Origin of the sequence: Leptolyngbya sp. Heron Island J (assembly GCF_000482245.1) — a bacterium.
GTDB lineage: Bacteria > Cyanobacteriota > Cyanobacteriia > Phormidesmidales > Phormidesmidaceae > Leptothoe.
This window is the reverse complement of sequence record NZ_AWNH01000098.1, coordinates 40,174-58,504: the sequence shown is the minus strand read 5'-3', so window position 1 is coordinate 58,504 and position 18,331 is coordinate 40,174. Positions and strand designations below refer to the sequence as shown.

At 49.2% G+C, this 18,331-nt stretch carries 19 protein-coding genes; 10 read left to right on the top strand and 9 right to left on the bottom strand.

Features of this window, described 5'->3' with window-relative positions:
- Window positions 1-124: 124 nt before the first annotated feature.
- On the top strand, window positions 125-664 hold the full coding sequence (locus tag N836_RS65405; protein ID WP_023075627.1) for a hypothetical protein: 540 nt from the start codon (window positions 125-127) through the stop codon (window positions 662-664).
- Between the two features lie 378 nt (window positions 665-1,042).
- Here the strand turns inward: N836_RS65405 and N836_RS75440 are convergent, their stop codons facing one another.
- From N836_RS75440 to dxr, 5 genes are all read right to left on the bottom strand, one after another.
- Window positions 1,043-1,288 (bottom strand): hypothetical protein, encoded by a 246-nt coding sequence (locus N836_RS75440; protein ID WP_081716978.1) that lies wholly within the window; start codon window positions 1,286-1,288, stop codon window positions 1,043-1,045.
- 661 nt (window positions 1,289-1,949) lie between these two features.
- A complete protein-coding gene (locus N836_RS65400; protein ID WP_023075624.1) occupies window positions 1,950-2,597 on the bottom strand; it encodes a Uma2 family endonuclease in 648 nt (215 codons plus the stop codon).
- Between the two features lie 196 nt (window positions 2,598-2,793).
- Window positions 2,794-4,032, bottom strand: coding sequence for an S-layer homology domain-containing protein (locus N836_RS65395; protein ID WP_023075623.1), 1,239 nt, complete (start codon window positions 4,030-4,032; stop codon window positions 2,794-2,796).
- Window positions 4,033-4,813: 781 nt separating this feature from the next.
- Window positions 4,814-5,026: a hypothetical protein gene (locus N836_RS74905; protein WP_071789090.1), complete on the bottom strand. Its 213-nt coding sequence runs from the start codon at window positions 5,024-5,026 to the stop codon at window positions 4,814-4,816.
- A gap of 37 nt (window positions 5,027-5,063) precedes the next feature.
- Window positions 5,064-6,260, bottom strand: a complete 1,197-nt coding sequence (dxr, locus tag N836_RS65385) for a 1-deoxy-D-xylulose-5-phosphate reductoisomerase (RefSeq protein WP_023075619.1) — start codon at window positions 6,258-6,260, stop codon at window positions 5,064-5,066.
- Window positions 6,261-6,441: 181 nt separating this feature from the next.
- On the opposite strand from dxr, the gene N836_RS65380 reads away from it, so the two are divergent.
- The 5 genes from N836_RS65380 to N836_RS65360 all read left to right on the top strand — a co-directional run bounded on the left by N836_RS65380 (window position 6,442) and on the right by N836_RS65360 (window position 11,663).
- A complete protein-coding gene (locus N836_RS65380) occupies window positions 6,442-6,759 on the top strand; it encodes a hypothetical protein (RefSeq protein WP_023075618.1) in 318 nt (105 codons plus the stop codon).
- 30 nt (window positions 6,760-6,789) lie between these two features.
- On the top strand, window positions 6,790-7,716 hold the full coding sequence (gene rbsK, locus N836_RS65375; RefSeq protein ID WP_023075617.1) for a ribokinase: 927 nt from the start codon (window positions 6,790-6,792) through the stop codon (window positions 7,714-7,716).
- Window positions 7,717-7,765: 49 nt separating this feature from the next.
- Window positions 7,766-9,334 carry a sulfatase gene (locus N836_RS65370; protein WP_023075616.1) on the top strand — a complete coding sequence of 523 codons (1,569 nt, stop codon included), beginning with the start codon at window positions 7,766-7,768 and terminating at the stop codon, window positions 9,332-9,334.
- Window positions 9,335-9,336: 2 nt separating this feature from the next.
- Window positions 9,337-10,164, top strand: coding sequence for a prolipoprotein diacylglyceryl transferase (gene lgt, locus N836_RS65365; RefSeq protein WP_023075615.1), 828 nt, complete (start codon window positions 9,337-9,339; stop codon window positions 10,162-10,164).
- A 107-nt stretch (window positions 10,165-10,271) separates the two neighbouring features.
- Entirely contained in the window at window positions 10,272-11,663 is a 1,392-nt protein-coding gene (locus tag N836_RS65360; RefSeq protein WP_031293926.1) for an alkaline phosphatase family protein, read from the top strand.
- Window positions 11,664-11,686: 23 nt separating this feature from the next.
- Here the strand turns inward: N836_RS65360 and N836_RS65355 are convergent, their stop codons facing one another.
- The gene (locus tag N836_RS65355; RefSeq protein WP_023075613.1) at window positions 11,687-12,238 is read right to left on the bottom strand and encodes a Uma2 family endonuclease; all 552 of its coding nucleotides are present in this window, start codon (window positions 12,236-12,238) and stop codon (window positions 11,687-11,689) included.
- Between the two features lie 116 nt (window positions 12,239-12,354).
- Window positions 12,355-12,594: a hypothetical protein gene (locus N836_RS65350; protein ID WP_023075612.1), complete on the bottom strand. Its 240-nt coding sequence runs from the start codon at window positions 12,592-12,594 to the stop codon at window positions 12,355-12,357.
- A gap of 808 nt (window positions 12,595-13,402) precedes the next feature.
- Between N836_RS65350 and N836_RS65345 the strand changes: the two genes are divergently transcribed.
- From N836_RS65345 to N836_RS65330, 4 genes are all read left to right on the top strand, one after another.
- Entirely contained in the window at window positions 13,403-14,188 is a 786-nt protein-coding gene (locus tag N836_RS65345; RefSeq protein WP_031293925.1) for a flavodoxin family protein, read from the top strand.
- Between the two features lie 258 nt (window positions 14,189-14,446).
- On the top strand, window positions 14,447-15,121 hold the full coding sequence (locus N836_RS65340) for a GNAT family N-acetyltransferase (protein WP_023075610.1): 675 nt from the start codon (window positions 14,447-14,449) through the stop codon (window positions 15,119-15,121).
- 248 nt (window positions 15,122-15,369) lie between these two features.
- Window positions 15,370-15,567, top strand: coding sequence for a hypothetical protein (locus N836_RS65335; protein WP_023075609.1), 198 nt, complete (start codon window positions 15,370-15,372; stop codon window positions 15,565-15,567).
- The gene (locus N836_RS65330) at window positions 15,564-15,950 is read left to right on the top strand and encodes a type II toxin-antitoxin system death-on-curing family toxin (protein WP_023075608.1); all 387 of its coding nucleotides are present in this window, start codon (window positions 15,564-15,566) and stop codon (window positions 15,948-15,950) included. The genes N836_RS65335 and N836_RS65330 overlap by 4 nt, the downstream gene beginning before the upstream one ends.
- Window positions 15,951-15,953: 3 nt before the next feature.
- Here N836_RS65330 and N836_RS65325 read toward each other — a convergent pair whose 3' ends face one another.
- Together N836_RS65325 and N836_RS65320 are read right to left on the bottom strand one after the other, a co-directional pair.
- Entirely contained in the window at window positions 15,954-17,576 is a 1,623-nt protein-coding gene (locus N836_RS65325; RefSeq protein ID WP_023075607.1) for a cation:proton antiporter, read from the bottom strand.
- A gap of 40 nt (window positions 17,577-17,616) precedes the next feature.
- Window positions 17,617-18,261 carry a TetR/AcrR family transcriptional regulator gene (locus N836_RS65320; RefSeq protein ID WP_023075606.1) on the bottom strand — a complete coding sequence of 215 codons (645 nt, stop codon included), beginning with the start codon at window positions 18,259-18,261 and terminating at the stop codon, window positions 17,617-17,619.
- Between the last annotated feature and the right edge of the window lie 70 nt (window positions 18,262-18,331).

Sequence of the window (18,331 nt, the reverse complement as noted above, 5' to 3'; positions counted from 1 at the left end):
TGGTGTTCGTGAATTTTTCGTGTATTTGGCGAGTCCGGCCAGATCGTTTTTTCCGTTTTTATTTTTTTGTCTGACAATGAAGTAAGTGCGTCAACTAGCTTACTGTTGTTACTGAATTTACAAAATGTCAGTTCCCTCGCCTTTTGTCGCTCTCACTGTTGGTTTAGGGGTGACGACCGCAACCCTGTCGGCAGTGCCTGTCATTGCAGCTATCGTCTCTAGACCCCCGGTTGTTTCCGTAACTGTAGGTGCCGAAACCTTCAACTTAAAGACTCGCACTACCAGTTTCGATGAACTGGAGGCAGATCCAGATTTTGACCGTTTAGTTCCTTTCTTTGAAGATGCTGATTTGGCACAAGAATTGGCATCCCTGGTTGGTCCTGATTTGGGACTGCCATCATTATTTATGGGCTCTGCGAGTGGGCCGTTTTTTGTGATCGAAGAGGGTGAGTTTTTACCGACATTTGAAGGCGAGGATGTAGAGGGGGTTGCTTTTTTTGAAAGTGTCGATACTCCTGGTGTATTGGCTCTCCATCGTTTTGCTGTTGTGGATTATGTCGTCGTCGATTTGGAACCTGACACCACGGCGGCAGCTGTGCCTGTACAGGCTTTTCTCCCTGAGATGGTGGATGTGAGTCTGACTGCTGTGTATGAGCAAGATTGAGAACGGTCTGACGATAGCGCGTGTTAGAGAGTAGCCTCAAAGTTCTGCTCCCTCGGAGAGAAGGATTTAGGATGAGGGCAAATAAGGCTACAGTGTACACACAAGTGATCGAAAATGGCGATTACGATTGTATCACCCCCTCTAACTCCCCCTTGGTAAGGGCTACTGTGTATACACATCTAGAAGATAGTGCTTTGAATGCTTCATACCTTGAGTTGGCCCTCTCCCCAAACCCCTCTCCCGCAGGGAGAGGGACTTTGAGCTGACTCCCCTTCTCCCACGGGGAGAAGGGGGTGGGGGATGAGGGCTCGAACTCTAGAGCTATTCTCCGACTTATGTATACACGGTAGCTTGGTAAGGGGGAGGATATGAGATGGCTTACAACCGTTTCATCAGGATGCTGATGACGTCGCCCTGGTCGGGGGTGAGAATCAGCTGATGGTCGGGGATGTCGATGAGAGGGCTCCACTGGCTGGGCTCGACGTATTTGAGGTTGTGGAGCAGGTGGATAGTTTGGCGGATGCCGCCGGGGCTGCCGAGCAGAATATGGCGGATGGTTTCGCCAGTAGGCAGGGTAATGGATAGATCGGCGGGTAGGGAAGTCGGCTGTGAAGGTACGGTCATGGGGCGTTTTCCTTTGGTTTATGGGTATGGCAATGACGAGTTAGTTTGAACGGTGTTGAGTCCTGGAAATTCAATGGTTCCAGGAGTTTTTCGTTCTTACGCTTTCGTCCGTTGCCGTGGGTCAGGAAAGCGCCCAAAAAGGTAGCCACCCTGCAACTAAAATCAGGGTGGCTGTAAAATGCTCACAGCTCGTGCGACACGAAGTCGCACAAATTGAGTGATGGTGCTACAACATCATCCTAGCCAGTGTCTAGGCTAGTTCCCAATCGGTCCATGCGTCGGTGGTAACAACGGGGTGTGAAGCAGCTGATAAAGCCCAAGGAAGCCTGCAACCACAAGCCGGTGACCGGGCGAGGGAAAGACCCAAGCGATAGTCATCACTTTGTGGTTTGGTATTTCTCTTGGTGGTGATTAGCTCTAGTTCAACATTTTGTCCTCCGTTCTATTCTCACGTGCGCTGGCAAGACTCCCTGGAACTATGCCCGTTTTCTCAACTACTGTGCCGAACGTCGTTTGCTCCAGCGCATTGGCGGACGCTATCGCTTTATTCACCGCGATCTGCTAGATCATTTTGCAGAGATGTAAGCGATGGGTGTCGGATTCGTTGGGTTGACGAGATGTGAGTGTGTAGGCGATGGGGTTGGTTTTGTAGCAACCCAACCTACGATTTCTGTTGTCTTGCCCAGGCGCGGAAATTGATTTCGGCTTCTACTTCGTTCTGTTGACAAACGGCTAAAAACTCGTAGAGTTTCTCTTTCGCTACCATAGGAAATGTTGGTGAGCGATCGACCTCTACATAGGTGTTCTCCTGCAGCTGATAAATCCGCCAGGCTTTTCCATTAAATCGCCAAAATTCTGGCACGCCCATCGCTGCATACAATGCATTCTTATCAATGTCCGTGTGGGTAATATCAACCTCTACGACTAAATCTGGCGGTGGGTCTACAGCTAAATCAACTGTGCGTCCAGTGACTTGGGGTTGATTTTGGATGTAGTAGCCATTGTCTGGTTCAGAACCTCGGTCTAAATCCTCCCTATCCAGAGTGGTTGGCCCTAAAGTCTTTATCTGTAACCCCAGCTCTACAACCAAAATACGGATAAATAGCTCAATCAGCCGAGCATAGAACTCATGAGGTTCGGAGGGCATCGTAATTTCTAAAGTGCCGCGATCATAGGTTAACCGTGCTCTAGTGCGTTCATTGAGTAACGCTTTCATCTGCTGGTAGGCAAGCCAGTCTAGCCCTCTGAGGGCGACACGCTTTTCGCCAGGGGCAACGGGTAGCTTATTGGTAGTAGAGTTGGCTAGCATGGGATTTTGCCAAACACCTATGAGCCTATAGGATAAACCATTTTAGAAAATCATTCACGCGATGTCCTTGATGTAGATGGGGGTTGGATTTGTTGGGTTGATGAGATGTTGGTGTAGTGGTTATCAATGTTGAAGGGCAACCATAAAGGATTGCCCTTATATTGGATTTGTGGTGTTTTGCAGACCAAAAATCTCTTTATTCTGACAATGTTAAAGACTGGTTGACGGTTAGTGTAAGATCTGTATCAGGATTAACTGAAATCACTTCTACTCGTTCTCGTCCTAAGAACAGTCCACCGATTGCTCCGGCTACAGTGCCTGTCAATACTTCCCAGGTTTGAATCTCATCATCCCCGGTTACCGAACCAACGGCGGCAGCAGCTCCAGAACCTAATACAGCTCCAGCAAATACCTCGCCAACGCTGGCTCCCCGACGAATGGTTTCAGTGGTGGTGATCACGCTAGACTGAGCCTGGAGCTCAAGCTGACGCCCGCTCTCTAATACCAAAGTTTGAGCAATAAACTGAGTGCCTTGCTGGCTCCCGACAGTAATCGGGCGTAATTCTCCAATAATTTCGCTGTTGCGAGGAATGAGTACCTGGCCTTGATTATCCCGAATCGCTTCTGTTACCTGCAGTGTGAGGGGCAGTGTTTCATCGGGTAAGAGAACAATTTTGTCTCCGTCGGTGTAAGTGACTGGAATTGTTGTTCCTTCTGTAATGGTTGACTGAGCGGTTGTTGTGGTTCTTCTTACTTGAACAATATAAGGAGACTGGACTGTCGCTACCTGATTCTGGCTGGCTAGTGCCTGATAGATAAAGGCGGCTACATCTGCCCGTGTGGCGGTTTGATTGGGGCGCAATGCCTGGATGTCGGGATAGTTGACGACCATGCGTTGTTCGGTGGCAGCGGCAATACTGGCAGTGGCGTAATTAGGAATGGACTGCGAATCGCGATAAACGTCGGCACTGGCCAGGGTAGTCGCTTGATAGTCGAGACCATTGGCTAAGGAGACTAGTACCTGAGCGCGGGGAATGTTTTGATTGGGCTGGAATACGTTGTTGGGATAGCCAGATAGAAAACCCATACGATAGGCTTCATCAATGGCTCCGGCGGCCCAGAAGTTGGTTGAGACATCTACAAAACTGGTGGAGCTGCGTATATAGCTTGTGCTAAAGGCTTTGCGTACCATGGCGGCATACTGGGCACGGGTGACTGGCTCATCGGGGCGAAATGTGCCATCGGGGAAGCCTGCGATGATCTCTTGTTCGGCCAGGCTGATGATAAACTGGCTAGCCCAATGGCTGGCAGTAACATCAGTGAACTGGATTTGGGTTTGGGCAACAACTGGGGCGGGAGTGATCAGGGGTGAGAGTGTGCCTGCACTCATGCTTAGGGCGATTAATAGAGCTGTTGTTGTTTGAAGGCGTTTCATGATCAATATAGTGAAGATTTCAAAAATGATGAATAGTCAGGCTGTACCTTTTGCCAGCCCTGTAATATCGGTAATTATTGGCCAGGCTGCTGGATTCTGTAATGTGGAAGATAAAGAACTAAAACAATTTGAGACTTGCCGTTGCTGATTTAGAGGATGTACCGATCTAGCAGCAATGCTATTCATCTGCAGCTTGTAGATGGAATCATGCCGGGGTTTAGCAACGCCGAGATTTTATTGGTTGAGGCTGACGGAGAGATATGTGGGGAGAAACGTGATGTATGGTTCTGAATGTAGTTGGCTTGATACTTCAGACGGACTATTCGACAAAGTGGTAGAGACCCTGTCAACGGTTTGACTTTAACAGGGCTGGTTTTTGATATTCGAATGGTATCGTTACGCCTTTTTAACTGGCATAGTCGATGTTTGGGATATAAAGTGTTGACTTCAGAGTGCTTATTTTTGGCTGCAGTGTGGTTTGAGCCTGCAATGGATAAGATGTCTTATTTTCTGGGCTTTGGGTGGGGTTTGTAGAAAACTACAAATGGCTGTGTTGTTATTTTGAATCTGCTGTTTGTGGTTGAAACTGGCACAGTCGATGGTAACAATGTTGGGGAGTATTGTTGGGTTGGTGAGGTGTGGGTTGAGTGGTGAGATTTTGGGTTTTGTTCAACCCAACCTACGGGGTGGTGCGATGGGGGATAACGATGTTGTTGGGTGGATTGTTGGGTTGGTGAGGTGTGGGTGTGGTGGTGAGGGGTTTGGTTTTGTTCAACCCAACCTACCGGGGGGCGTTGCCGGCTTGCTGGCTGATGAAGTCGCGGACGGTGTCCCAAATGGCGGCGGGGCCGATGCCAAAGAAGATTTGCAGCCCTAACAAAATTAGGGCTGCTAAAAAGGCTGTTTTAAGGGTGGCCTTGACGACCTTTATTAACCAGGTGAAGACCAGGATCGAAATAGCGATCGCACCAATCACAACCACAATGTCGCCCATGGGTCGTACTTCCTCTTAGAATCTGACCAATCTTAACCTATGAGCCTAGGGCTACAACCTGACGTTCGATCAGCGTATTGCTGACGTTAATCACTTCCTGGCGGGCCCACTGGTCGGCATCAAGGATGTCCTGGAGGGAAGGGGTGGCGGTGAGGTGGTCGCGGTTGCGATCGCATACCTTCTCAATCACCTTAGGAATGTCTAGATAATGAATCTTTTCGTCCAAGAATAAAGCCACGGCTTGCTCATTGGCGGCATTGAGTACAGCTGTCATGGAACCGCCTGCTCGTCCGGCTTCATAGGCCAGGTTGATGCAGGGATACTTGGCGTGGTCGGGTTCCTTAAAGGTGAGGGTGGCGAGTTGGGCTAAATCTAAGGACTTCCAGTCAGTGAAAATTCGCTCGGGCCAGGAAACGGCATAGAGCAGCGGTAGTCGCATATCGGGCCAGCCTAGCTGGGCCAGCATTGATGTGTCCTGGGTTTCAATCAGTGAGTGAATAATGCTTTGGGGATGAATCAGGGTATCAATGTGGTCGTAGTCCAAGCCAAATAGGTAGTGGGCCTCAATCACTTCCAGCCCCTTATTCATCATGGTGGCGGAATCTACGGTAATTTTGCGACCCATGGACCAGTTAGGGTGCTTAACCGCATCGGCCACGGTGACATGCTTCAGTTTTTCAACCGGCCAGTCGCGGAAGGCTCCGCCGGATGCGGTCAGGATAATGCGGCGTAGGCCACCTTCAGGCAGTCCCTGCATACATTGGAAAATGGCCGAGTGCTCAGAGTCTGCGGGCAATAGCTTGACTCCGTGCTTTTCCACCAAGGGTAGAACGACTGGGCCACCGGCAATCAAGGTTTCTTTATTGGCTAAAGCAATGTCTTTACCGGCTTCGATGGCGGCAATGGTGGGGAGTAGTCCGGCGCAGCCGACAATGCCAGTCACAACGGCTTCTGCGTTACCGTAGCGGGCGACTTCGACAATGCCATCGTCCCCGGCCAAAATTTGTGGCTGGGGATCGACATCTGCGATCGCTTCTTTTAATTCAGCTAGCTTACTTTCATCACAGATGGCCACAATTTCTGGCTTAAACTGACGCACTTGCTCAGCTAACAGCGTCACATTGCGACCTGCTGCGATCCCCACCAAACGAAATTTGTCAGGGTGATGCTCAATAATATCCAGGGTTTGGGTGCCGATGGAGCCAGTTGAACCAAGCAGAGTGATTGCCTTCACGGGAATTGCCTATTGCTAGAGGTCTACAGCTGACCGGGAACGCACCTGGCCCGCCCTGTTTTAACTATAGATTCTTAATGTCTTTTCACAAAATTTAAGGGGCGAGGTGTGAATGGTTCGCTTTTAAAAATCATGACCATAATTGATTTAAGGAGACGTTAGCGAATCGCCCTAATTATCTATGGAAGCTTTTTCCCCTAACCCACCTCAGTGGGTCGAGTCTGCAACTCATGCCCTGACGTTTTCCTGCCCGCACTGTGGTGAATCGGCCAGTGTAGCCACGGCTGTTTGGATTAATCGCCGAGCCCCTGTGTATACCCACAACCATAAGCGTAAGTGGCAAGAGTTTTATCACTGTAAATGTGGTGTAGCCTGGTGGGCGTGGAGTAGCGATCGCCCACCGAATTCCTGGCAAGCAGATGATCCCCAGGAAGAAATTCCCCCGAGTTTAGACCCATTAACCGGGTTAGGTGACAGTTGGGGTAGTTTGGAACCTTAAGCGTATGGTTTTCTAATCTCGACTCACCCTATGCCTATCATCGTCTTTGGCAGTCTCAATATGGACTTGGTGGCCCAGGTGCCTAGTTTGCCTCAGGCTGGAGAAACATTATTGGGTACAGCCTTTACCACGGTGCCAGGGGGCAAAGGAGCCAATCAGGCGGTGGCGGCGGCTCGTCTGGGCCTGCCGACGACCATGGTGGGTCGGGTTGGTAATGATGGTTTTGGTGTGGCGCTGTGCGATAGTCTGCAGACCGCCAATGTGGCGACGAATTTAGTCCTGACCGATCGGGGGCCATCGGGGGTGGCATTGATCAATGTGGACGAAGCTGGTGAAAACCAAATTGTTGTAGTGCCTGGGGCCAATGGCAAGGTGGATGTATCCGATGTAGAACGTCTGCCTTTGGGCACGCAACCTGCGGTTTTGCTAATGCAGTTTGAAATTCCCTTGATGGCCGTACAGGCGGCGGCAAAACGGGCTGCTGAGCATTGTGTGATTGTAGATCCGGCTCCGGCTTGCTCAGATTTGCCTGCAGAGTTTTATGGCCTGGTGGATATTCTGACGCCCAATCAAACAGAAGCGTCTCAGCTCGTGGGTTTGCAGGTGAAGGGAGTGCCTGCGGCGATGGAGGCTGCGCAGGTGTTACGGCAGCGGGGAATCTCGACTGTGATTGTCAAATTAGGGAGTCAGGGGGCTGTGGTGGCATCTGATTTAGAGGTATTTCATGTGCCTGCATTTGAGGTGAATGTGGTGGATACGGTGGCTGCAGGAGATGCCTTTAATGGTGGGTTAGCCGTTGCTCTGGCAGAAGGAAAATCCCTGCGTTCAGCAGTAGTGTGGGCCAGTGCGGTAGCGGCGCTATCGGTGACAAAATCTGGGGCTCAGCCATCTATGCCGACCCGAAAGCAGGTCGAGGAATTTTTACTCAGTCACCATTCAGGTAGTTTAGAGTCTTGATGCTCTAGACTGAACTAGTACTGCTTGTCATTAAGCTCCCTGCGCTTCAATGCCTTCAAATCAACCGGATATCATTTTTTTGGTGCTCGACACTCAGCGTGTGGATCGCCTGTCGTGTTATGGCTATGAAAAGCCGACATCGCCAAATATTGATGCGTTTGCTAAAGGGGCAACTCGGTTTAAGGTTGCGATCGCACCCGGCCAATGGACCATCCCTTCCCACGCGTCCATGTTCACCGGGTTATACCCATCACAGCATCAGATGCAGCAGTCCTACTCAGTGCTGCCACCCCACCTTAAAACCCTGGCAGAGCGGCTGCAAGACGGTGGCTACTACACCGCTGCCTTTTGCAATAACCCCCTAGTTGGTGTCATCAATAACGGCCTGCGCCGTGGGTTTTACAGCTTTCTCAACTACAGTGGTCTACTCAGCTCCAGACCTAATCAAGCCGGTATCCCCTCCAGCTTTTTAGATAAATATCGCCAGCTGTTCAAACGTATTGTTGCCAAGGCCCTCAACAAAGTGCAAGATGCCTTTGCCCGGTCTGACTGGCTGCTGGCATTATCGTTTACACCGCTGATGGTCCCCCTATGGCAAACAGCCCTCAGCTTTAAAGGAAATACCCGCAAGTCTTTAGACGATGCCGCCAAACTGTTGATTGAACGTCAAGGTGTTGATCAAACTCAGCCCGTTTTTACCTTCATCAACCTGATGGGCACCCACATGCCCTATCATCCCCCTCGCGAGTACATTGAAAAATTTGCCCCCAATGTCCTCAAAGATCGCGATGCCCAGACGTACCTGCGTCGGTTTAACAGCGATGTCTACGGTTGGCTAGCCCCCCTAATGGGAGCCTTAGGAGGCCAGCAAAAAGACACGCTAGATGGCATGTACGATGCTGAGGTAGCTGCCCAAGACGCTCAGGTCGGGCAGTTCCTAGAGCAGCTAAAACAGTCAGGGCGTTTAGAGAATACCTATATTGTTGTCTGTGCCGATCATGGAGAGCACCTCGGAGAGAAACAACTGATCGGCCACAGTCTCTCGATTTATAACGAACTGGTGCAAGTGCCATTAATTATCCATGACCCTAACGATGCGATTGATCGGGGCACGGTACGCGAAGATGTCGTTTCCACCCGTTGTTTATTCCAGACGGTGCTGGCTGCAGCCGGTCTGGCGACACCGGAAGAGGCCGAGTTCAGCCTGGAGCATCAAAACACAGGCAAGACTCTAGAGGAGATCGAACCCGAGCACTGTGTTTATGCAGAAGCCATCACCCCACAAAACGTACTGAACCTGATTCAAAAACGTCAGCCTGAACTTATCTCCCAACATGCCTGCGACCAGACGAGACGGGCAGTGTGGGTCGGTAACCATAAGCTAATTGAAATCGAGGATAATCCTCCAGAACTCTATGACGTACAAGATGATCCTGGCGAGAGTCTTGACCTAAGTGAGATTTTTCCAGAGATGGTGGAATCCTTACAAGATTCTCTCTCTGTCTTTGGTCAAGATGCTGATAAACATCGGGCGCTATATTCTCAAGCCCGCGCCACTGGATTTGACGATCCAGAAGTTCGTCGCCGTCTCAAAGACCTTGGATATTTAGAAGAGTAAATATGTATCCCCCAGTAGATCCGACCATTGTCGAAATAGGACCGTTTGCACTGCGTTGGTATGGTTTACTCATGGCCACCGCCGTAATTACTGGTTCCTGGTTTGCCAGTAAAGAAATCGAGCGCCGTGGTAAGAACCCTGAAGACTTCTGGGACATGTTGATTTGGGTACTCATCCCAGCCTTTCTCGGTGCTCGTCTCTACTATGTGTTTATCCAGTCGGGTGATAGCGCCTACTATCTCCAAAACCCTGGTCAGATTTTACAAATCTGGGGTGGTGGTATTCATATCTTTGGTGCGTTTATCTTTGGCAGCATCGCCCTCTGGCTATTTACCAAGGTGCGTCGTTTGCCCACACTGGTGTATTTAGATGCAGCTGCAGTAGGGTTGCCCATTGCTCAAGCCATTGGCCGTTGGGGTAATTTTATCAACCAAGAACTTTATGGCCCACCGACCAATTGGCCCCTGGGTTTACGTATCGACCTGCAGCACCGTTTAGCCCCCTATAACGACTTAATCGCGTATCCCGAAGCCACCCGATTCCACGCCTTGTTTTTATACGAGTCTGTGTGGAATTTTTTAGGGTTTTTGTTCTTATATTGGGTGTCTAAACGCTTTGCGAACCAGCTCAGACCAGGTGACCTATCGCTGTTGTATTTGGTTTGGTATCCCTTTGGCCGTTTCTTTATTGAATTCCTGAGAACAGATTCCTGGTTCTTTCCTGGCACACCGTTTAATGTGGTCCACATTCTGTCGCTGGTGGCGGTTGTTGCTTCAGTTGCCACGCTGGTGCTACGACGACGGCTTGGGAAGACGGTGAATAATTATTGAATTTCGGTTAATGTTGGGACGGCTGGAATTGTTGGGTTTCGTGCCTCAACCCAACCTCGGTTTTGTTTGTCGATCGATCATCTTTTATTGCTGCTGCTGTTTTTCCCATGCCTTCTTCTCCTCGCCTGATCATCATTGGCCTTGACTGCATGGAGCCTTCCCTGGTGTTTGAGAAATGGCGGGATGATCTGCCAAATCTCTCACAGCTGATGAGCCAGGGAAGTTACGGTCGTTTGGAGAGTTCGATCCCAGCCATTACGGTCCCCGCCTGGAGCTGTATGATGACCGGGCGTGATCCAGGAGAGCTAGGTATCTATGGCTTTCGTAATCGAGCAACACGGGCCTATCAGAACATGACCATCGCTGATGGTCGAGCTGTGCGCTTCCCGCGCCTATGGGATTATTTAGGCGATGCTGGCTGGAAGGTGGCAGCTCTGAGTGTCCCAGGTACATCACCACCCTATGAGGTGAATGGTTCGATGGTGTCATGTTTTCTGACACCTAGCCCCCAAGTTACCTTTACCCATCCACCGGAACTAGGCAACCAGATCCTGAACTGGATGCCCGATTTCATGATGGATGTGCCAGAGTTTCGCTCAGAAGATAAGGCGGAAATTCTATCGAACATTCATAAACTATGTGACCAGCGTTTTACCCTTGCCGAAAAGCTGATTGTCCAAGATCAGCCAGACTTTTTGATGCTGGTGGATATGGGTGTAGATCGCATTCACCATGCCTTTTGGAAGCCGATGGACCCGCGCCATCCAGACTATCAGCCGGATATGCCATTCTCCACCGCGATTCATGACTACTACTGTCATGTGGATGAACGGGTAGGGCAGCTACTGGCTCAGTGTGATGAAGATACGGCTGTTCTTGTCGTATCCGACCATGGAGCGCAGCCGCTAATGGGGGGCATCTGCATCAATGAATGGCTGATGGACAAGGGATATCTCACGCTCAAAGAGAAACCAAGCGAACCGACTGCCCTGGATAAGGTTGAGGTGGATTGGGAGAAAACTAAGGTCTGGGGTGCAGGTGGTTACTACGCTAGGATCTTTTTGAATATTCAGGGACGAGAACCTCAGGGAACAATTCCACTAAAAGAGTTTAGAGAATTTCGTAAGCAGCTGATTGAGGAATTAGAGGCGATTACGTACCCCGATGGTTCTCCCATGGAGGTGAAGGCCTATGTGCCTCAGGAGACTTATCAAAAGGTGCGGGGAATGGCTCCAGATTTGCTGGTGTATTTTGATTGGCTGGCATGGCGGTCTGTGGGTAGTGTAGGTACAGGGGAGCTATATGCCAAGGGGAATGATACTGGGCCAGACGATGCTAACCATGCTCAGTATGGACTGATGATTTTCCACGATCCAAAGGAGCCTAAGGGCGGACAAGTGTTAGAGAATGCGCAACTGTATGATATTACACCGACCATGCTAAAGCGTTACGGTGTGGATGGTCCTGGTGATTTGCGAGGTAAAGTTTTATCTGTATAAAAGAATAAAAGCTGGTCAGATGATTATTCGGGAATGCTGACTAATTTTTGAATCTCAATTGCTACATCGGGAAAAGCAATTGGATAAATAATTCCATCGCTGCTCGTATTTTGAGTTAGAAAATCACCGTTTTGTAAGTCTCTAAATACGGTCAATTGTCTTTTGGTTACGTCAATGACCCAATATTCTTGGATGCCTGCTGACGCATAAAGCTTACGTTTGGTATCCAAATCATAGGAGAGAGTGGTGTCTGCTACTTCGACCAGCCAGTAGATATCCTCTGGATAAGGATGACGCTCTAGATAGCGAGTATCAGGTAGCCGAACAATAGAAACGTCTGGCTGTGGTTCAGAGTCAGCAAGAGTAATGGGATGAGCTTCAAAAACCTTGGCTTGACCTTGCAGAACTCGTCTGAGGTACTCGGCACCGCGATCGTTAATGAATCGATGAAATGTACCCTCTGGAGCCGTGTCCCAAATTTCTCCGTTGATGAGTTCGCAGCGGCGGTGATCGAGAATGCCTAAATCTCTCATGTGCTGGTAATCTGCGACTGACCATTTGGTGAGTGTGCGCATGCCTTGAACCCTCTATTGCCGGTGGATGGCTATCCATATACTAGCGTTACAGGGCTATCCGCTTCAGGTGTCTAAAGAGCGATCGCACCCTCCTGAGACAGTGCGATCGCATAGCCCTAGCTAATCTTCACCTTTTTGGTCAAAATCGCCATCACTTCATTGGGTCGCCCGGTGGGTAGTGGACGGCTCCAGTCGTTGGGTTCGGTATAGTTGAGTTTATGCAGTAGCTTGATGGTGGTTTGCACAAAGGTCAAACTGCCCAGCAGCAAATGCCGTCCGGTTTCGTAGGAAGATTCTGGCAGCGGAGTAGGTTGACGAGTGAGCGCATTTGCGCCCTGGGTTGGGTCTTGAAACATGGTTCTGGTTCTCCAGAGAAACGATAAGGAAAGCCAGAACCCAACAGCTCAGCCCCCGCGATGCATGGCAAATCGCAGGGGTTGAGGCATAATAAGCCCAGCCCAAGGATTGCTCTGGAATCCGCGGGTCAGCCATCGGTTAGGTGTAGCAGCACCTACCGATGGTGCCAAGTTATTAGGTTCTAGTAGAACAGCTGCACTTGCAGCATTGAGTCACTGTAGACTGGGGGTTAGGCTTTCGTCAAGCAGGCTGTTATGGGCTGTATGACTCTGTTATCAAGGCGCTTAGGGGATACTTCTGACCTGGAAAATTCTCATTTCTCTGGTTTAGCTGTCAAAAACAGCAGATATTGACCCCAATGGGCAAGAACATTCTTAGCGATCCACTAAATCATCACTCATCATGGGTGTGATTGTTTAGTGGGCTCAATAGTATTTGAACTAGTAAAAGAGACGTTAAGCTTTCTGGATAACTACGACTCTGAGAGTGTTATCCAGAAACTTTCTAGGCGATATGCTTATAGGGAGTTATCCAGAAACTTTCTGGATAACTCCGGTCTGAAAGGTATTATCCAGAAAGTTTCCGTATATATAGTAGTTATGCGGCACCGACAATTGCTGTAAAAATCTATTTCCCATTATTGACTTGATCTAGCCAAGATCCTGCCAGTTGCTTTACCTTCCTCACAAAATCCTCACCTTTTTGTTCCAGGATCAAAATGTAAGAAGGAGGTATATTTTTGTCTCTGAGTGCGCCGCTCAACTCGATGAAATTATAGGCATGGAGAGAGATTGTGGAGGTCAGCCCATGAAGAGAGTCACTGCGTTCGTTGGAAGCGCCCGAAAGAAGCACACATACAACGCCGTCCGCAAATTCATGGATCACCTGCAATCGCTAGGTGATGTTGAGTGCGAGATCGTCGCCCTCAGCGATTATCAACTTGGAACTTGTAGAGGTTGTAAGCTGTGCTTTGAGAAGGGTGAGGAGTTCTGTCCCTTGAAGGATGACCGGGATGTGCTCATCAAGAAAATGATGGCGTCTGATGGCGTGGTCTTCGCATCTCCGAACTACGCGTTCCAGGTCTCCGCCATCATGAAGATATTCCTCGACAGGCTTGCCTTTATCTGCCATCGCCCACGCTTCTTCGGGAAGACCTTCACTAGCATTGTTACCCAAGGCATCTGCGGCGGCAACAAGATTGTACGCTACCTCGATTGGGTCGGCAAAGTTCTGGGATTCAACACTGTCAAAGGGAGTTGTCTCACGGCGCTTGAGCCGATGACAGAGACGGAAAAACTGAAGATAGACAGGGCGATTGCGAGGCATAGTAAGCGGTTCTACAAACGACTAATTAAGTTGGATTATCCGGTGCCAACGTTGTTCAAGCTCATGGGTTTCAGGATGGCCCGAACGAGTATGCGACTGGAGCTCGATGATACCAACTGTGACTACCGATACTACAAAGACAAGGGCTGGTTCGAATCTGACTACTACTATCCCGTGCGCTTAGGCGTACTGAAGAAGGCAGTCGGCAACCTCTTTGACTGGGTCCAAGCGAGAAAGGCTAGGAACCGGAAGGCGCTGCCACTTTAGCCTAAGGGGGGCTGTGTCAAGGCATCGTCAGAGACGCTAAGACAGGAGATGCCAAGGCATGTCTATCCCCCCCTAGCGGGGTCGTGACGCCTGTTGTTGATTATCTGTTGACTCGGCCTGAAGTGGAGCCTACCTCTACGATCTCCGCCTAACTATCCGGTTGCACCCGATGGAGTACAGTTGATCAGCGAATATATTGAAATAATCTGCCACGGGTGAACCGGGGCGTTAGACAGCAAAAAAATAAAGGAGAAGCAAATGATTCGAAATTACAGAGAGTCAGATTTTGAATATTGTCAATATCTCGTAAATAGAGTTTGGCATTTTGATAAGCATTTTTACCCACCAGAACTCGCTAAGGTCTTTTCGCAAATATATGTCGCCAGTCCATTGGCACTAAGTAATTTCATTAAAGTAGTTGATGTAAACAAAAAGCCATGTGGTTTTTTGTTTGGAAGAGTGGAAAATCTACCACGAAGAAAATCAGATTACAGTGGACTTGTCGGTCAACTAAAGATCATGAGCAAATTGTTTTTCATTCCAGGTGTGTCCTTAAAAAGAAAACTATCCTATTTCCATAAGATCTACCTTCATGAAACAAACAGGAGGAAAGCTGAAAATGAGATAGATAGTGAAATTTTACTATTGGTAGTCGATCCAGATAGCCAGGGGAAAGGATGGGGAAAAGAACTTGTAAATACTTTCATCGAATCTTGTGTTGAAAATGAAGTAAAAAAGGTGGTGCTTGAGACCGATGCTGAAAGTAATTATGGTTTCTATAACCATTTAGGATTTTCAGTTAAAGGTGATTTTTATTCTCCACTTCTCAAGGAATTTTCTGGCAAATCGGGCAAAACGTATATTTACGAACTAGATTTAGAGCAATTATCTGCCCTAAGTAAGCGGTCGAACGGACAATCCTTTCGGAATTAAAGGGGTCGGGATAGAATTATTTTCCAGGCACCAAATCAACCCGCAATCAATCGCCTAACGAACGCCTTCAGCCCGACCGCTCGCTACGCTCGCAGCGGCTGAGGCTGGCGTTAGACAGCAGCGCTAATATAAGAGCTAACTATTTTTGAGTATCCGAGACGACGACAGTTCATATCACCTGCATAACAAACTAGCTGCTCAGGTACAAATGATATCCTTTACATAGGCAAGTCACCCATTTAATACCTATGGCTTCCATCACCATTGAGCTTCCAGATAGCCATCTAAAAAACCTACAAGAGTTAGCCAACGCCCATGGTATTCCTCTTGAGGTGCTTTTACGCTCCAGCTTAGAAAACTGGATAAGTTCTCAGAACACTGATTTCGTCAACGCAGCTGATTATGTCCTGGAGAAAAATGCTGAACTGTATCAGCGTTTAGCATGATGCGTTATCTAACGCTAATCGAAGTATTAGAGCTACATTGCAGGATAATTGAACAATCTGGGGGAGCATTAGGTATTCGAGATTTTGGTTTATTGGCATCAGCGATTACTCAACCCAAAATGATTTTTGGAGGAGAGGAGCTTTACCCAAGCCTACTGGAAAAATCAGCCGCCCTAGGATTGGCCATCATTATCAATCATCCGTTCATAGATGGAAACAAACGTGTAGGGCATGGGGCATTGGAAACTTTCCTGATTTTGAATGGTGCAGAAATTGGCGCGTCGGTAAACGAACAAGAGACTATTATACTGGCACTGGCATCAGGCGAAATGGCTCGCGCAGCATTCATAGAATGGTTGCAGCAGAAAACCATTGCCCGCTAAACTTTACTTTGACGTTGCTTCTACAATGACAACTGGTAGAGGGCTAGTTTCTACGACTGTGCGTGAAACGGAGCCAACGAGAAAGTTTTCTAGATAGCGATGTCCTCGCTTACCCATGACAATTTCGGCTGTTCCGTAGTCTTGAGCGATGCGTAGAATTTCCGTTGGGATGGCCCCAGATGTAGTAATAAACTGGTGGCGAATGTCGGCTAAGTGTTGTTTAGCCTGTTGTTTTAAGTATTTGATACCTTGAGGATCGTCAATACGCGAGACATGTAAAACCACTACATCACCATCACATCGACGGGCCAGGTCAGCTGCTTTTGTGAGAACTTGCTCAGCTAGCGGAGAGGTGTCAACTGCTGCCAGCAGAACAATATGGCGATTTACAGAGACTTTGGTTGGGTCTACCTCACCCCGTTCTAACAGCTTAGGTGCAAAGGTGGGAATGGCCCAGGCACCTAAGGGAGCTGTAACTAAAATCGATAGGGCCGCTAGGGCAAGAATTGTGTCGCCTCCAGTAACACCTTGCGCTAGGGGAATCGCTCCAATCGCTGCTTGTACCGTAGCTTTTGCAGAATTGCCTGAGAGTAAAAACAGGCGTTCTCTGCTAGTCCAGTTGCTGCCTAACGTAGCGAGATACCAACCGAGAGATCGTCCCACGAATGTGCCGATGGCTAATATTAACAGCCCAACGAGGAGAGTATCCTCTAACACATTGAGCTGAATACTGGCTCCCAACAACACAAACAAGATAATCTCAGCGATAATCCATAGACTGTTGAACCCTTCTCTGAGTCGCCTTGCTAGGGGAGCGTCTAGTTCAATCAGAAAGAATCCGGTGGCCATAACGGCTAAATAACCAGAGAAAAGGGGAATATGTTCTGCAAGGACAACAAGCAATAATGCAACACTGGCGGCAACAAGGCCATCTTGGACAGCATTCTGGGTCCAGTTTTGTTTGGCTAGCAATATCACTAAGAAACGAGCAGTGAGCCAGCCTAACAGAATTCCTAAACTGACTTGTAGAACAACCTGTAGCGGTAGTAGTTGTACAGGACTGAGACTGAGACTGCCCAATGTCATCCCTGTAGCGGTTTCTTGGGTGAGAAAGGCTAACAATAGACTAAACACCAGCAATAGCAGCACATCGGACAGGGCACTGCCGGTCAAAATAGCGTCGGGAATGCCTTTTTTGACGCCCCAGCCCAGGCTCTTGAGCCGTAGCATGCCGGGCACGATGACGGCGGGAGATTCTGCTCCGAGGATGCAGCCGAGCAGGAGGCCGGTGGCTAAATCAAATTGGAAAAGCCAGATAGCGGCTAGGGCAACGGCGATGGCTTCGCAGGTGGCGGGCAAGAAGCCAAGGCGCAGGGCGACGGTACCTTGCTGGGCTAATTTGTCGCGATCTAGCCCCAGCCCCGCTTTCATCAGGATCACCATGACGGCGATGGTGCGCAGGGAGTCGGCAGCATTTAGTACTCCAGGACTGAGTCGGTTGGCAACCTGAGGCCCGAGCAAGATGCCTGCGAGAACCATGCCGACCAGGGCTGGAGCTTTGAGCCTGCGAGCGAGCTGTCCGGCGAAAAAGCCTGTGAGGAGTATCCAGATGATGCTTTCTAGCATTGGGGAGATGACTAAGGGCAGTCATCACCATACCGTTCTTCTACTGGGTGCTTTCTGCCTGGTAGTGACCTCCGGCCATCATCAGGTCGATGAGGCCGTCGACCATGCGATCGCACTCCAGCGGCATCATATTTTTCCCACCCAGCATCTCCTGCACAATCAAGTAATGCACCATCGCACCTGCAAATGTCCGAGCTGCAACCTCTGGGTCGGCAAACTCCAGCTGAGGATGGTTCGCCAGATAGGCCGTGAGCTTTTCTAAAAAAGGTTTAGTTAATACCCGCACAAATGTTTGAGCCAGCTCAGGAAACTGCTCAGACTCGCCAATAATCAACCGCATTAGTGTCAAGAATGGCTTATTGCTAGCCGCTTCACTTAAAAAAGAGGTGGCCATGGCGCGCAATGGGGCTTCAGGGGATGGGGGCATTTCAGCCACCACCGGCAAGCTCAATGCCATGTGATTGCTTTTGTGCAGCAGCTGTTGCACTACTGCGATGAATAACCCCTCTTTGTCTTGAAAGTAGCTGTAGAGCGTCGGTTTCGATACGCCTGCTGCTTTGGCAATGCGGGCCATACTCGCTGCTGCAAACCCCTGGCTGGTAAATACTTCAAAGGCCCCTGCCAAGATGGCATTGGCTTTGTCAACTTTGGGATCTGAGTTGGCAGATGGGACAGTGGGGGTCACTCAAACAGCTCCGGGTACGGCATCTAATTTTACTAAATGGTGGAATTGTATTGACTTTACTAAACGGTTT